General features: G+C 61.8%; 18 protein-coding genes. 3 read left to right on the forward strand and 15 right to left on the reverse strand.

Features of this window, described 5'->3' with window-relative positions:
* Positions 1 to 35: 35 nt before the first annotated feature.
* Both V6K60_RS01880 and V6K60_RS01885 read left to right on the forward strand, forming a co-directional pair.
* The gene (locus V6K60_RS01880) at positions 36 to 1,058 is read left to right on the forward strand and encodes a radical SAM protein (protein WP_332448816.1); all 1,023 of its coding nucleotides are present in this window, start codon (positions 36 to 38) and stop codon (positions 1,056 to 1,058) included.
* A 21-nt stretch (positions 1,059 to 1,079) separates the two neighbouring features.
* Complete coding sequence (locus tag V6K60_RS01885; protein ID WP_332448817.1) at positions 1,080 to 1,724, forward strand: ABC transporter substrate-binding protein; 645 nt, start codon at positions 1,080 to 1,082, stop codon at positions 1,722 to 1,724.
* A gap of 64 nt (positions 1,725 to 1,788) precedes the next feature.
* Here V6K60_RS01885 and V6K60_RS01890 read toward each other — a convergent pair whose 3' ends face one another.
* Together V6K60_RS01890 and V6K60_RS01895 are read right to left on the reverse strand one after the other, a co-directional pair.
* Complete coding sequence (locus tag V6K60_RS01890) at positions 1,789 to 2,637, reverse strand: S16 family serine protease (RefSeq protein WP_332448818.1); 849 nt, start codon at positions 2,635 to 2,637, stop codon at positions 1,789 to 1,791.
* 121 nt (positions 2,638 to 2,758) lie between these two features.
* Positions 2,759 to 4,135 (reverse strand): MATE family efflux transporter, encoded by a 1,377-nt coding sequence (locus tag V6K60_RS01895; protein WP_332448994.1) that lies wholly within the window; start codon positions 4,133 to 4,135, stop codon positions 2,759 to 2,761.
* Between the two features lie 681 nt (positions 4,136 to 4,816).
* On the opposite strand from V6K60_RS01895, the gene V6K60_RS01900 reads away from it, so the two are divergent.
* Positions 4,817 to 4,966 carry a hypothetical protein gene (locus V6K60_RS01900; protein WP_332448819.1) on the forward strand — a complete coding sequence of 50 codons (150 nt, stop codon included), beginning with the start codon at positions 4,817 to 4,819 and terminating at the stop codon, positions 4,964 to 4,966.
* A 49-nt stretch (positions 4,967 to 5,015) separates the two neighbouring features.
* On the opposite strand, the gene V6K60_RS01905 is transcribed toward V6K60_RS01900, so the two are convergent.
* From V6K60_RS01905 to V6K60_RS01965, 13 genes are read right to left on the reverse strand one after another with little or no spacing between them, the layout of a single operon-like run.
* A complete protein-coding gene (locus V6K60_RS01905; RefSeq protein ID WP_332448820.1) occupies positions 5,016 to 5,576 on the reverse strand; it encodes a HemK2/MTQ2 family protein methyltransferase in 561 nt (186 codons plus the stop codon).
* 2 nt (positions 5,577 to 5,578) lie between these two features.
* On the reverse strand, positions 5,579 to 6,352 hold the full coding sequence (gene rsmA, locus V6K60_RS01910) for a 16S rRNA (adenine(1518)-N(6)/adenine(1519)-N(6))-dimethyltransferase RsmA (protein ID WP_332448821.1): 774 nt from the start codon (positions 6,350 to 6,352) through the stop codon (positions 5,579 to 5,581).
* The gene (locus tag V6K60_RS01915) at positions 6,349 to 6,912 is read right to left on the reverse strand and encodes a DUF655 domain-containing protein (protein ID WP_332448822.1); all 564 of its coding nucleotides are present in this window, start codon (positions 6,910 to 6,912) and stop codon (positions 6,349 to 6,351) included. The genes rsmA and V6K60_RS01915 overlap by 4 nt, the downstream gene beginning before the upstream one ends.
* Before the next feature lie 18 nt (positions 6,913 to 6,930).
* Complete coding sequence (locus tag V6K60_RS01920; protein ID WP_332448823.1) at positions 6,931 to 7,281, reverse strand: RNA polymerase Rpb4 family protein; 351 nt, start codon at positions 7,279 to 7,281, stop codon at positions 6,931 to 6,933.
* 21 nt (positions 7,282 to 7,302) lie between these two features.
* Positions 7,303 to 7,596 (reverse strand): 50S ribosomal protein L21e, encoded by a 294-nt coding sequence (locus tag V6K60_RS01925; protein WP_292386508.1) that lies wholly within the window; start codon positions 7,594 to 7,596, stop codon positions 7,303 to 7,305.
* 3 nt (positions 7,597 to 7,599) lie between these two features.
* A complete protein-coding gene (locus V6K60_RS01930; protein ID WP_332448824.1) occupies positions 7,600 to 8,838 on the reverse strand; it encodes a tRNA pseudouridine(54/55) synthase Pus10 in 1,239 nt (412 codons plus the stop codon).
* Positions 8,817 to 9,407 carry a tRNA (pseudouridine(54)-N(1))-methyltransferase TrmY gene (gene trmY, locus V6K60_RS01935; protein ID WP_332448825.1) on the reverse strand — a complete coding sequence of 197 codons (591 nt, stop codon included), beginning with the start codon at positions 9,405 to 9,407 and terminating at the stop codon, positions 8,817 to 8,819. Before trmY ends, V6K60_RS01930 begins: the two co-directional genes overlap by 22 nt.
* Positions 9,408 to 10,736: a signal recognition particle protein Srp54 gene (locus tag V6K60_RS01940; RefSeq protein ID WP_332448826.1), complete on the reverse strand. Its 1,329-nt coding sequence runs from the start codon at positions 10,734 to 10,736 to the stop codon at positions 9,408 to 9,410. It abuts the gene before it with no gap.
* Entirely contained in the window at positions 10,736 to 11,851 is a 1,116-nt protein-coding gene (ftsY, locus tag V6K60_RS01945; RefSeq protein WP_332448827.1) for a signal recognition particle-docking protein FtsY, read from the reverse strand. Before ftsY ends, V6K60_RS01940 begins: the two co-directional genes overlap by 1 nt.
* A 2-nt stretch (positions 11,852 to 11,853) precedes the next feature.
* Positions 11,854 to 12,309, reverse strand: coding sequence for a prefoldin subunit alpha (gene pfdA / locus V6K60_RS01950; protein ID WP_332448828.1), 456 nt, complete (start codon positions 12,307 to 12,309; stop codon positions 11,854 to 11,856).
* Positions 12,302 to 12,493, reverse strand: a complete 192-nt coding sequence (gene rpl18a, locus V6K60_RS01955; RefSeq protein WP_332448829.1) for a 50S ribosomal protein L18Ae — start codon at positions 12,491 to 12,493, stop codon at positions 12,302 to 12,304. Before rpl18a ends, pfdA begins: the two co-directional genes overlap by 8 nt.
* Positions 12,494 to 12,500: 7 nt before the next feature.
* Positions 12,501 to 13,163, reverse strand: a complete 663-nt coding sequence (locus V6K60_RS01960; RefSeq protein WP_332448830.1) for a translation initiation factor IF-6 — start codon at positions 13,161 to 13,163, stop codon at positions 12,501 to 12,503.
* Position 13,164: 1 nt separating this feature from the next.
* Entirely contained in the window at positions 13,165 to 13,428 is a 264-nt protein-coding gene (locus V6K60_RS01965) for a 50S ribosomal protein L31e (protein ID WP_332448831.1), read from the reverse strand.
* Positions 13,429 to 13,432: the final 4 nt, after the last annotated feature.

Below are 13,432 nucleotides of genomic sequence, written 5' to 3' on the forward strand. Positions count from 1 at the left end.
GTGAGATCCCACCCGAAGGAATGGGGAGATGCCGGATGTATCGAAACGACGGGACCGGGATCGTCGAACGGTTCCCGGACGCCTTTCTCGCCGCCTTCCCTGTCGCCGTCGAGACGCTCCCGGTGCTCCACTTCTTCCCCGGCGCGAAGTTCCTCCAGGTCTGCACGGTCGGATGCAACCTCGCATGCGGCGGGTGCGTCTCGGAGATCCTCGTCGGACATGCCGATTCGCTTGCAGCCACCGGGGAGTACCTCGGCCCCGACGACCTGCTCCGCCTTGCGGCCGAGAACGCCTGCACCGGGATCGCCTTCGCCCTGAACGACCCGATCGCCTCCTTCCCGACCTTCTGCCGCCTCGCAGAGAGAGCGCGGGAAGAAAGCCTCCTCGTCGGCTGTTCCACGAACGGTTACATGACCGAATCATCCGCCCTGCGCCTCCGCGACCGGGTGGACTTCGTCAATATCGGGCTCAAGGGAGCGACCGACGCGAGTTACCGTGCCTGCGGGGCGAAGAGCGCAGCACCGGTCTTCCGGACGGCCCGGTTGCTTCACGAGGGAGGGGTGCATGTCGAGGCCTCCGTCGTCTACCGGCGGGGTGGTGAGGACGAGGTGATCGACGCGGCACGGATGCTCGCGGCAATCTCCCCCGATATCCCCCTGCAGGTGATGCGGTTCGTTCCATTCGGCGATGCAGGTCTCGGCGAGGAGCCAACGATTTACGCAAGCGAGGAACTCTGCAACCGCCTCCACGATATCCTCCCCCGGGTCTACCTCTTCAACTCACCGGGAACAGCGCATCTGACGACCTTCTGCCCGGCATGCGGGAAGCCCTGTATCGAGCGTGAGTTCTTCGGCCCGATGGGCTCGCACCTCGCCGGCCGGGCGCAGACGGTCTGTGGATGCGGCCGCGTCCTCCCGGTTCGGGGTGCCGCGAGCCCCACGGTCTTCTACGAACCCGGGATGATGGGCGGATACCGGGTCACCCGGGGGCTCGAGATGGTCTGGGCAATCCTCGCCTGCCTCGGCGTGGAGGAACAGGCGGTCCTCGCCCGCATCTGAGGCGAAGTTCTCCGGACCGGGATGCTCGGAAAGGAGCTGCACGACCGGATGAACAACATCGACGCCTATCTCGACCTCGTCATGGACTTTGCCCGCCGGACCGGCCGCGAGGAGGCGGGAAGAGACCTCTCCACCTACATCCGGGAACGGCTGGAGTTCATTCGGGAACGGGTGGCGGGTGCGCCGCTGCCCCGGGTCTACTACGCCATGGGTCACCCGCTCTTCGCCCTCAATCCCGGCCGGTTCGAGGGGAAACTCGTGGAGGCGGCCGGTGGCACCTACGTCAACCGGGAGATAGGCCGGGAGGGGAAACCCGGGGTCACGCTATCCCGGGAGGAGTTCGTCGCACTCGCGCCGGAGTACCTCTTCACGTCAGGGTTCCTCACCTCCACGGTCGAGGATACCCTCCGCTACTGCGCGGAGCACGGCCTCAATGTGCCGGCAGTCCGGGACGGCCGGGTCTACTCGATGCGCCCGTCGTGGGACTTCGGGAGCCCCCGGTGGATCCTTGGCCTGATGACGATCGCAAACACACTCCATCCAGACCTCTTCGCCTTTGATATCGAGGAAGAGGCGGATAGGTTCTACCGCCGGTTCTATGGGGTGCCGTATCGGGCGGCCGATGCCAACCGTTCGTTCGCGCATCCGGGAACGGAGTGGCGGTAGCGGGGCGTCCGGCCCCGGCTCTCCCCGCCACCGGCTCAGGAGAGCAATCCCGGTCGTGAAGCGGTCAGGAAGCCCCTGCGGGGAGACGGACGTAGGCGAGCAGGTCATCGAGCGTATCCACATACTCAACCTGGATGCCGGTCTCCTCCTCGATGAACTCTTCTGCGTCCACGACAATCGGCCGCTGCCGCGTGAGCCCCAACCATCCGGATGAGAGGGGTTCCTCGCGGTAATCGACTGCCTGGTCGTTCTCTTCAGAGAGGAGCAGGAGCGTCTTCCCGCTCTCCGCCGCAGCATCGGCCTTCTCCAGGATCCCGCTGACGGGGCCGATGGTGCCGTCCTCATCGATGGTGCCGGTCACGGTCACGCTCTCGTTGATTGCGAACTCCTCAAGAACCGAGAGGAGCAGCGTGGTCATCAGCGCCCCGGCACTGGGGCCGTCGATCTCGGAGACCTCGTCCGGGGCCTGGATACTGAAGATGACGTCGCTCTCCGCAAGGTCCACGTGAGAGTGGTTGGCGGCAAGGGCGACCGCCCGGTTCGCGGCATCCTGAAAGGCTATCCCCATCAGGGGCGTTGTCTGGACGAGCACCCGCCCTCTCCCCTCCACGACCTCGACCGAGACATTCACCATCGCCCCCTCTTCCGTCACCCGGTCCATAGCAAAAGGGCCCCCCCGATCGGCCTCGACCCTCTGGAGGATGACCGGTGCCTGCATCGAGGCCATGCTCCCGGCTCCCGCCTCGTTTTCCGGAGGGGGAAGGGGCAGGGTCTCGACCGGGGGCGTCCCCCCGGGTTGGGAGAGAGCCGGGGAGAGGTCACCCTCCGGAACGAGGGCGACGGCCAGGAAGAAGACGTTCATCACAAACGACAGAATGAGCAGGGCTGTCAGGGTCTTCTCCCGTACGCGCATATGCTGCCCGCATACCATTCATCCGGATATATACCTTTCCGAGGGGAGACCGGGGCAGGTCTCCTCCCCGGGTAGACCAGGGACTGTGGAGCCGGTTGAAAAAAGTTGTTACAGGCCCGGGCTAATTCTCCCCGCCGAGGTTCAGTCTCTTCGTCTTCCAGGCCCCCCGCCGGTAGAAGTAGAGGTCAACCAGGAAGACCACCACGGTACCGCAGACCACCGCGTACCAGATGAACTGCAGCGGCAGGCCCATCGCAACAAAGATCGCAGCAAGACCCACCTGCACGATCAACTGCCCTATGATCGCTGCATACATGCCGGGTTTGGTCATCCCCGCACCGTTCATCGCAAACCCCATCGTCATCGCCATGGCTATCACGAAGTACGAAGTCGGGACGATCTGCATGAACGGGATGCCGTTCGCAAGCGACTCGCCGGTCGCGCCGAAGAACGCCAGGAGATGCTCCGCAAACCTCAGGTAGAGGAGACCCACAACCACCATGAACGACGCGTTCGCGATCATCGCAATCCGGACTGCCTTCTCCGCTCTCTCCACCTTCTTTGCTCCCAGATTCTGCCCGACCATCACCGCGACTCCCGTGCAGAGCCCCATCACGACGATCAGGCCCAGCATATCAAGGCGCTGGCAGATACCGTATGCTGCTACCGCTGCCGTGCCATACAGCGCTATGATCGCGGTCATCCCGAGAAACGCAAAACTCCTGACACCGCTCTGCACCGCCGATGGGATCGTGACCTTCACGATGTCGAGGATCAGTCGCGGTTCAAGTGTCCACTTCTTCGGGAACCTGACCGGTCCGTTCTTTTTGGACGGCAGGAGATACATCGCCCCGATCAGGAGCAGCACGCCGATCGCACGCGACGTAAGGGACGCATACGCTGATCCGGCTATCCCGAGTGCCGGAAGACCGCCAAGACCCATGATAAGCGTCGGGTTCAGGACGATGTTTGTGATGTTCACCGCGATCATCACAAACATCGGTGTCCGTGAATCTCCCGTACTCTGGAAGACAGTCGTCAGGATCATCAGGGTGACAAAAATGAACGCCCCCATCAGCATCGGCGAAAGGAAGCGCGTCCCCTCCGCTGCAACCCCGGGATCCGCTCCAAGGAGCAGGAGGAGATCCTCTGACCAGAAGAGACCGATGACCGCAAGGACCGCCGAGAAGGTGAGCGCCAGATAGAGCGAGTGCGAAAGGATCACCTGGATACGCTCGAACCGCTCCGATCCATACGCACGCGAGACGAACGCAGCGGTTGCCGTCACGACCCCGAAGATCACGGTCGTGAGCACCATGATGATGGATATGCTCATCGCTCCCCCGGCAATCGAGACATCGCCAAGTTTGCCGATGAAATACATATCCACCACCTCCAGGATGCTCGCGAGGAAATTGCTGATGATGATCGGGAGAGCCACTATCAAGAGGCCTTTTCCAACCGATCCCTCGGTGAGGATGTTATTGGAAGAGTTCATTGTCAAGTGATCATATATAAAGGGGGTCAAAGATGATAAAGGTTCATTGGCAGATTCAGTGTAATTTTCCCGTAAATTCTTGAAGGGGGGCCAATTCGGCGTTCAAACGAGGTACTGGAAACATCCGGGTATCCAGAGGAAGGTGGTGGAACATTTCACCTGGCCTGTTGGTCCTGGTGCACAGGATAGCCGTCCCGGGCCGGCACCTGGCCATCCCGGATCGGTGAAGGCTTGCGCAATCAGGCCCGTTCCAGGCTTCGGGGATTGGTGCAGTGAGGAGAGAACCTGTGGGTTTTCCCCTGCATTCAAATAGATTCATCCACTAACGGTGATCAGGAAGGATGCCCTCTGTCATTTGAATGCAGCCAGTGCGGCGAATGCTGCAGTCACCTGGGTCTGGTCCATACGATCCATACCGATTATGGGAATGGCCGTTTCCTGATCCGCAACCAGTACACGGGTGAAACGACAGAGGTCTCGATCGATCCGGATAAAATCGCCCTGTTTGCCGACAGGAGCATCTTCTCCGAGCGACCGGAGGCGTGCCCGTTCTTCCGGTACGATGCGTCGGCCGCGAAGGGATACTGTACCGTCCATCTGACGCGTCCTGAGATCTGCCGGGACTACGGCTGCTGGCGCCTGCTCATCCTTGATGCTTCGGGGAGAAGAGCCGGGAGGATCATGGGCCAGCGTCACCTGGCCTCAGAGGATGCTCTACTGACCCGGCTCTTTGAAGAAGAGATCAACCGCCGGGTCGAACCCGACGATTCCGCATGGGACCGGCACGTGATCGAGGTACTGGTCAGGGCCGGCTACACGGTGCGGACCTGACCTGAGCGGCCGCGGAGCTCCCGGCGAAGGGGGTCCGGGGTATCCACTATCATCCTGCCCGGCAGAGGTCCCGCATCGCCCGGATCACGTAGAGGGTCTCGTCCTCGACCCTCTCCTCGTCGACGATGAACGCGACGAACCCCTGCCGGGCAAAGAGTTCCCGCACCGCGCCCGGGTCGGTCAGGGACGAGACGAGGAGGAGAACCCGCCCAAACGGCGAGAGCACCCGACCGATCTCCGCGACGAACCGTTCAATCACGACCCTTCCCGTCGGCCCGCCGTCGAGGGCGTACTCCAGCCAGTCATCGATCCGCTCCTCAGGGAGCGTCGGGAGGTACGGGGGATTGAAGAGGATGAGGTCGAACGGGCCACAGAGCCCCGAGAAAAGATCGGTTCGGACCGCCGCTACCCCGCGGGCGCGGGCGCACGCCACCGCGTGGGGGTTGATGTCGGTCGCGACCACCGCCGCCCGGCCGGAAAGTCCGGCCGCGACGTAACCGCTCCCGGTCCCGACCTCCAGCACCCGGTCGGTCGGCCGGACCTCGGCAAGCGCCGCCCGGAGGAGGAGAAACGAGTCCTCGGCGGGAGAATAGACCTGGTCGGGGAGCATCCCTAGCTCCCGCTCATCTTGTTTGCTATCAGCGCAAACTCCTCGAGCGTCAGGTTTTCGGGCCGACGCTGCAGGAGATCGTCGGGCAGACCTGCAATCGCCCGCTCGATCGCCTCGGGTGCAAACGTATCCTTACCGCTCCGGAGCCCCTTCCGGACAGTCTTTCTCCGGTGGGAGAAGAGCACCCGAATGACGTCGGCATAGACATTCCGGTCGGCGATCGGGTACGGCGGCTCGTGCGGCGTTATCCGGACCACCCAGGAGCGGACCTGGGGCCTCGGGCGGAACGAGCCGGGCCCGAGTTCGAGGAGCGGTTTTACGGAAGCATAGGTCTGCACCATCACCGAGAGCCGCCCGACGTTGGACGTCCCCGGCGGCGCAATCATCCGCTGGCCGAACTCCTTTTGGTACATCAGGACCGCGACCTCAAAGCCGATCTCAAGCAGCCGGAACGTGATCTTCGAAGAAACAGAGTAGGGGAGGTTCGCGACGACGATATCAAACGGCGGGAGGTCCACCTTCCTCGCATCACCCGGGACGATCTCGAGACGGTTCTCCTCGATCTCGTCGGCGAAGGCTATCTCAAGTTCATCCACAAGAGCCGGATCGATCTCTACCGCAATGACGTGTGCACCGCGGTCGAGGAGGGCACGGGTGAGGATCCCCTCACCGGGGCCGATCTCAAGCACCCTCCGACCGGAGACATCAACAAAACCGGCAATTCTCTCGACGGCTCTTTTGTCGACGAGAAAATGCTGATCCCTCGGAGCGCTCATCTCGATGTGAAGATATGATACTTCTCGTCCGGGTCCTCGATCTCGCGCAGGATCCGACTGACGATCATCCGGCTCGGGTGCGGGAGCGACTTGATCCGCGCAGAAATATCGGCGAAACTCTCGAACGGTTTCTTCTCTCGCTGTTCGATGATCTCCCACAACAGTTTCTTCCCGATGCCGGGGAGCAGATGCAGCATGTGGAACTTCGGTGTGATGGAGATGGACTTGTTGAAGAAGTCGACGAATCGCGATTCGTTCTCACGAACGATCTGCTCGATCACGAACGGCAGTTCGAGCTTCGCCGTCGCCGTCAGGTCCGTGTAGTTCATTCGCCGCTTGACGCGCTCGATCTTCTCCCGCTCCGCATCGCCGATGTAGACACGGTCATAGACCTGAATATCCGCACCCGCCTTCGGGACAAGTTCGAGCAGCTTGAACTGGTCCACGCCGACTGCGAGAATAACCGGTTCACGCTTGTAGACGGGACGCTGGTCGCTCGCATATCCCAGAGGAAGGATATCGATGACTACCGCATTCTCCTCTTTCCTTTCGGTCTTCATTGACGCCACCCCCTTCGATCAGAAGTGAGTCATTACCAGGTCGAGGATCTCGTCCAGTTCGTCCGGCGTGAGGTTGAACCGTTCCTTGGCGTAGATTGCGCGGAGCTCGTCCCGGGTCCGCGGCATCAGGTTCGCGATGCGATAGGCGATCTCTTCCTTCATCTTCTCGAGCTTCATCAGCTCGCTGACGAGGTCGCGGGCCTTCTCTGAGGACGTCCGGGAAAGATGATTGGCATGCTCGATACTCTTACGAAGCTCGTAGGACATCTCTTCGCCAGACTCGAGCCGGGCTGCCTCCACGGAAAGGAGAGTGTCACGCAGTTCGGGAAGCAGCATCCGCTCTTCGCTCACGATTCGTTTAACCTTCATGCCAATCACTACCGTTGAGGATTATACTTTCTGCGCTTTTAGATGTTGCGGTCTCGCAATCACCTGTTTTATCGTATCGCCATCCCTGACCTCGAGCACCCACGCGCGTCCGCGCTGTCCGATGACCGTACCGGTCTTCCCGTGGAATCTCCGGTGGGGCATGCCCTTCTGGACACTTGGTTCGACCACAACGTGCACCCGCTGCCCGATCTCGAAGTTCTGAATCACCGAGGTGACCGGGGGGATACCGCGTTTTCTGAGGTCTTTCTTGAACTTATACCGCGTCTTCTTGCGTGGTCCATTGTGATGTGCCATTGCTTACTCACCATACTCGTTTGCTGTTTTGACCAGCACCACATCGAGGCTGACAACACTTGCGGTGCGCCCCAGGATCTGGGCAAGGCTGGGCTGGGTTCTGCCGCCGTCACCCGATACCAGTTCTTTGATGTAGAGGCCCGCTTCACCGACGACTTCGACCCAGTATCCGTCGTCCTGTCTGCCTGTACACCCGATATCGAGGACCTGCCGTTCCCGAACTAAATCTGCCCGTCGGTGTGACACCCTTGTAGGGGTGCGCTGCCGTATCGTTACACCTTTCAACTGATCGAGGGCCGCCCTGAACTCATCTGGCGCTACAGGGCCGTCGGTCTCGACCAGGATCCTGTATTTTTTATGCGCTTTGTCGGACTTAAGGCTTTGCACCGTCTTCCGATCAGCCCATCCGGCAAGGTGAACTGCCACCCGGCCCCCGGCGCTCCGGTTGATCTCCTCTTCGAGCGCCGCGAGATCCACCGATCGCTTCCTCGGCGCCTCGACCTCCATCACGAAGGGGCGGCCCGACCCGAGCATTCGGGCGTCGATATCCTCCCGGCCGGCGCCGTGCAGGATGGCGTTCTCCCCGTCGAAGGCCTCGACCACCGGCCGTCCGATCAGTTCCTCGACGGAGTCGGCGTACTGCTTGCCGGTGAAGTTGCACCGCTCGCACCCGGCCCCCCTGCAGGCCCGGCAATCCCAGTGGGTCTGCGGGATCCCCCGCTCGTACTTCATATACCGGCCGGTAAAGAAGATCGGGTTGACCTGCACCTCGACCGCCTCCTCCGCGAGGTCGAGGATCACCACGACGTCGGGTCGTTTGAGATCGGCCGTCTTCCCGGCGAGGGTCGAGACGGCCTTCCCCACCTCCCGGTTCATCTCCGCCTTCATCGGCTCGGGGTCGTGGAGGGAGAGGTCGCTCCAGACCATCTCCTCGCTCTCCGCCACGAGCGGCGGCACCTTCGTCCCGATGAGGAACGTCGAGAACTCGATGCCGGCAAGCGCTTCCACAACTTTCGCGGCCCAGAGATCGGTGCGGGAGAGTTCCCCGCCGCAGATCCAGCAGGATCCATGCTCCGGCTCCTGGTGCGGCACGTTTGCCACGATCTCCCGGGTGATCCGGAGCGCCCTGCCCCGCTCCTCATTCGTCAGTCCGAACGACCGCTTGCCGAAGAAGCGTCCAAGACAGTGATCGCAGGTCTCGCCATACTCAAGAATTGCTTCTACTGCTTCAATGATGTCCATCCGGACTCCCTCCGGTCCATCTCATTTAAGAGAACAGTGATTGTATGATCGGCATGCAGCGACCGCGGCCCTACTGAGTAGCGAGGATACCCCTCGATCAGGCTCTCCTCCTCCGGCGTGAGGTTCTGATGGTCCGAGAGGAGATAGTTCTCCGGGAGCGCCTGAGCGGTCCTGATATCCTCTCCCGCCTCGTCGAGGACCGCAAACGGCATCTCGGCAAGGAGCCGGGAGAGCCCGCCGCGGCGGATGTAAACCCCGGGTGTCGACTCCCGGAACTCATCCCCGCAGGGGATCGAGAGCGCCTTCTTGATCAGGGCGGCGCTGCTCCGCTCGTCCGGCGAGAGGTAGCGCACCTCGCTCCCCCGGAAGAGGACGGTCTTCTCCGGACCGGGTTCTCCACAGAGGATGAGGTAGCACTCGACGTCGCGCCGCAGGTCGTGGGAGAGGAAGAACGAGGAGTTGACCGAGCGGCAGAGGACGTCCATCCGCCCGCCGCTGCCCGGAAGATCGTTGAGGCTGAAGGTGCCGCTCGTTGCGGCAAGGTGGCCTACGACAGCAAACCGCTTCATCTACTGGGTCCTGCCGAACTTCTTCATCATGCGCTGCATGTTGAACTTGCCGCCGCCCATGCCGCGCATACCCTTCAAGGCGCGCTGCATGATCTTGTAATACTTGATGAGGTCCCGGACATCATCAGGCGTCACCCCGGCACCGCGGGCGACACGCTGGACCCGGGAACTCCCGATGATCGAGGGGTCGTCGAGCTCCGCGGGCGTCATCGAGTCCATGATCACCTTATAGCGCTCCATCTTGGTGCTGGTGATGTCATAGGCGTCGTCAGGGATCTGCATGCCGCCGAGGGGGAGCATGCTCATGATCTGCTTCAAGGGCCCCATCTTGTTCAACGCCTCGAGCTGCTTATACATGTCCCGGAGCGTGAACTTCCCCTTGAGCATGGCGTTGACGTCGATATCCTCGGCCGAGACCGCCTCCTCTGCCCGTTCGACGAGCGCTTTCAAGTCGCCCATCCCGAGCAGCCGGGATATGAACCCGTCCGGGTCGAACCGTTCAAGGTCCTCGATCGTCTCGCCGCTCCCGATAAAGACGATGCCGCTCTGCGTCTCCGCGACCGCGGAGAGCGCGCCGCCACCCCGTGCAGTGCCGTCCATCTTCGTGACCAGGACGCCATCGATCCCGATCGCCTCGTGGAACCGGCGGGCCTGTTCGCTCGCCTGCTGACCGAGCGCCGCGTCGATGACGAGCCAGCGGTGGTCGGCGCGGGAGATCTCGTTGATGTTGACGATCTCCTCGATCAGATTCTCTTCGAGGGCGTGCCGCCCTTGAGTATCGATGATGATGACCTCGTACAGCTTCCGGAACTTCGGCAGCCCTTCGCGGACGATCTTGAGAGCGTCCTTCTCGTTCGGGTCGCCGAAGCAGGGAACGCTGATCCGGTCGCAGAGGGTCTTCAACTGGTCATACGCACCAGGCCGGAAGGTATCGGCGCAGATCACCCCGACCCGCAACCCCTTGCGCTGGAAGTAGCGGGCGAGTTTTGCGGTCGTCGTGGTCTTGCCGCTCCCCTGCAGTCCCGCCATCAGGATCGTCTGGGGTCCGAGCGCCACCTCGCCCGGCTTTCCCATCAGCCGGACGAGTTCCTGGTAGACGATCCGCAGGACATGCTCACGAACACCCATCCCTTTCGGGGGCTCCTCATCGAGGGCGCGCTGCTTGATCGCCTGCGAGAGCTGCATCACGAGTTTGACGTTGACATCCGCCTGAAGAAGCGCCCGCTGCAGGTCGCGCACCAGTTCGTCGACCGCAGCCCGATCGATCACCGTCTTACCGGCAAGTTTCTTGACCGCGTCTTTTAAGGACGTACCGAGGTTATCGAGCATCAGGCCTCCTCCCCCAGGAGTTCGTCGACCACAACGCGAGGCCTAAAGGGCATGATGTCGTCGTAGCCCTGGCCGGTCCCGAGGAAGAGAATCGGTTTTCCGACGGTGTGCGCGACCGATATCGCCGCACCTCCCTTCGGGTCCATGTCCGCCTTCGTCAGGACGACGGCATCGGTGCCGACCACCTTGTTGAACTCGTCTGCCCGGACGACCGCGTCGTTCCCTGCAACCGCCTCGTCGACGTAAACGACCAGATCGGGCTTCATGACTCGCCGTATCTTGTCGAGCTGGTTCATGAGGTTTGCCCGGTTGTGAAACCGGCCGGCCGTATCGGCAAGAACGACGTCGATATCGTGCGCCTTTGCGTACTGGACCGCGTCGAAGAGCACCGCGGAGGGGTCGGCGCCCGCCTGGTGCTGGATCGTCTTGATCCCGAGACGGTCGGCGTGAGTCCGTATCTGCTCGATCGCCCCCGCGCGGAAGGTGTCGCCTGCGCCGATCACGACCGTAAAGCCATTCTTCTGGAGGTAATGGCCGACCTTTGCGACCGTCGTCGTCTTTCCGGTCCCGTTCACGCCGGTGAAGAGGATCTTCACGGGTCGCTCGTGCTCGCGGATGTAACGCGAGAGGTCGAGCCCCTCGCCAAGCACCCCGCAGAGCGCGGAGCGCAGGGTGGAGGTGACCAGGTCATCGACCGAAGCCCCGATCTTCCTGTGCCGGCCGATAAGGTCGCTTCTCATACGGGCGATGATCTCATCCGTGACCGGGAGCGCGACGTCGCTCTCGAGGAGCACCATCTCGAGTTCCATAAGAGACCCTTCGAGATCTTTCTCCTGGAGGAGGACTTCCCGCTCCGTGACGAGGACCTTTAACCTGTTGAAAAACGTGGGTTCCTCCCTTTTCTCCTCACGGGGTGCCTCCTTTACGGCCGGAGCCTTCGGGGCGGCAGCCGGACCGGGAGAGACGGGAGAAGAAGGAGAGGGGGAGGGCGCGGGCTCGACAACCGCCGGCTGCTCGGCCGCCGGCGGTGCCGGCTCGACTCCGGCAGCCTCCTCGATGTTCGAGGCGAACTTGGTCCTGATATTCTGAAGTTTTTTCTTTAAGGAATCAAACATTATCAACTTCCGCCCTGGCCAGCCTGCGCCTGCCGGGTCCCCCGGTAGGCCGCCTCGAGGCGCCGGGAGATCTCCGTTGCCTGTCCCTGCAACTGCTCGACCGAACCTGCGACTTTCTTCCCCAGCGCCTCAAGTTCGGTGATCCGATCCTGGAGATACTCCACCGCATCCGCGGTGGCCCGCTCGACAGAGACATCGGCCCCGATGTTCACCAGGGCATGTCCGGCATCAAGCACCTTCACCCGGAGGAACGCCCCGCCCCCGATAGGGAGAAGAACGATACCGTCCTCACTCTCCTGGAGAGCCCGGAGGGTCTCGGTGGCGGCGGCTGCCTCAAGGCGCTGCTGCTCGATCATCCCGAGTTGTTGCGTCAGGATCTCGATCTGCTGCCCGTACTCGTTCAAGTACATCTGGAGGGTCTGTATCTCGCGAGGATCTGCCTGGTCCACGTCATTCACCAGCTACTACGTTAACCGTCTCGATGGTGATATAACTTCTCTTCAGGCGGTGTTTGCTCCCGATTTCAGTGAAAATCTTCTCTCTTGCCTGGTTCTCGTTCGGGGCCCCGATGACCTTCCGGTACGGTTTCCACTCGTTGTTGATCTTACACGCGCCCACAACTTCAAACGTCTGGTTCTCCATGACTGACTCACTCCAAAAACCCAAAGACTTCTTCTATTCGTCCCAGTTCAAACCCGCTCGTAGCGGAACCCGCAATATACCCCTTGCTGTTGGCAAGGAGCCCGGTGCCCACGAGGCCGCTTCCCATGTTGACCGAACCGAGGCCGATCGGGAGGTCGACAACCCGTTCAAGGGCGGCAATCTCCGTATCGTTGGCTCTCGGGTGGACGAGGATACCCTTATTCGTCGCAGACCCGGCCATGCCGACGGTTTTGATGCCTCCAAGCGAGAGCCGGACTACCGGCACAGAGAGGAACGACCCGATCTCTTCGGCGACATCGATCTCCATGTCAGGATGGACGGCAGCAACGTAGTCGTTCGCGAGGATCACGTTGCCTGCCGCGTTCATGGAACCCTCGAGCAGGAATATGTCCCGGTACTCGCTCAAGGCCGCCAGTTCGTCATCGCTGGCAAGGCCGCTGACGACCAGGCCCTGGCTGTTTCCTGCAACAAGCGAGCCGATGATGCTGCTTCCCTGGATGAAGGTGCTCACGATCTCGACCTCGAGGTCTCGTTCGAGGGCCTCGGTGAACTCACGGGGAGCCCCGGGGTACACGACCGCGATATCCTCAAAGACGCGAGCGTAGACACCGATGTTCGGATCACCGGTTAGATCGATCGTCCCTGTCATATCACTCCTCGGCGAGCTCGGCCTGGACCTGCCCGTCCTCGAACTTCATCGCGCGGACGCGAATCTTTCTCGGGGGCTTAGAACTGCCGTTCTCCCAGACCTTCTCGTTGATGCTCGTATCCAGTTTGACGTCCTCGCTCTTCATGTGCCGTTCGAGGAACGCCCGGATGTCCTTGATTGCGGTGTTGCCCCGCTTCCACCGGGGCGAGCGCTTCACATCGCGAAGCGGAATGATATAGATATGTTCCTTCAATGCCTCTGCCATAACC

This window comes from Methanoculleus sp. (assembly GCF_036677455.1).
Taxonomy (GTDB): Archaea; Halobacteriota; Methanomicrobia; order Methanomicrobiales; family Methanoculleaceae; genus Methanoculleus.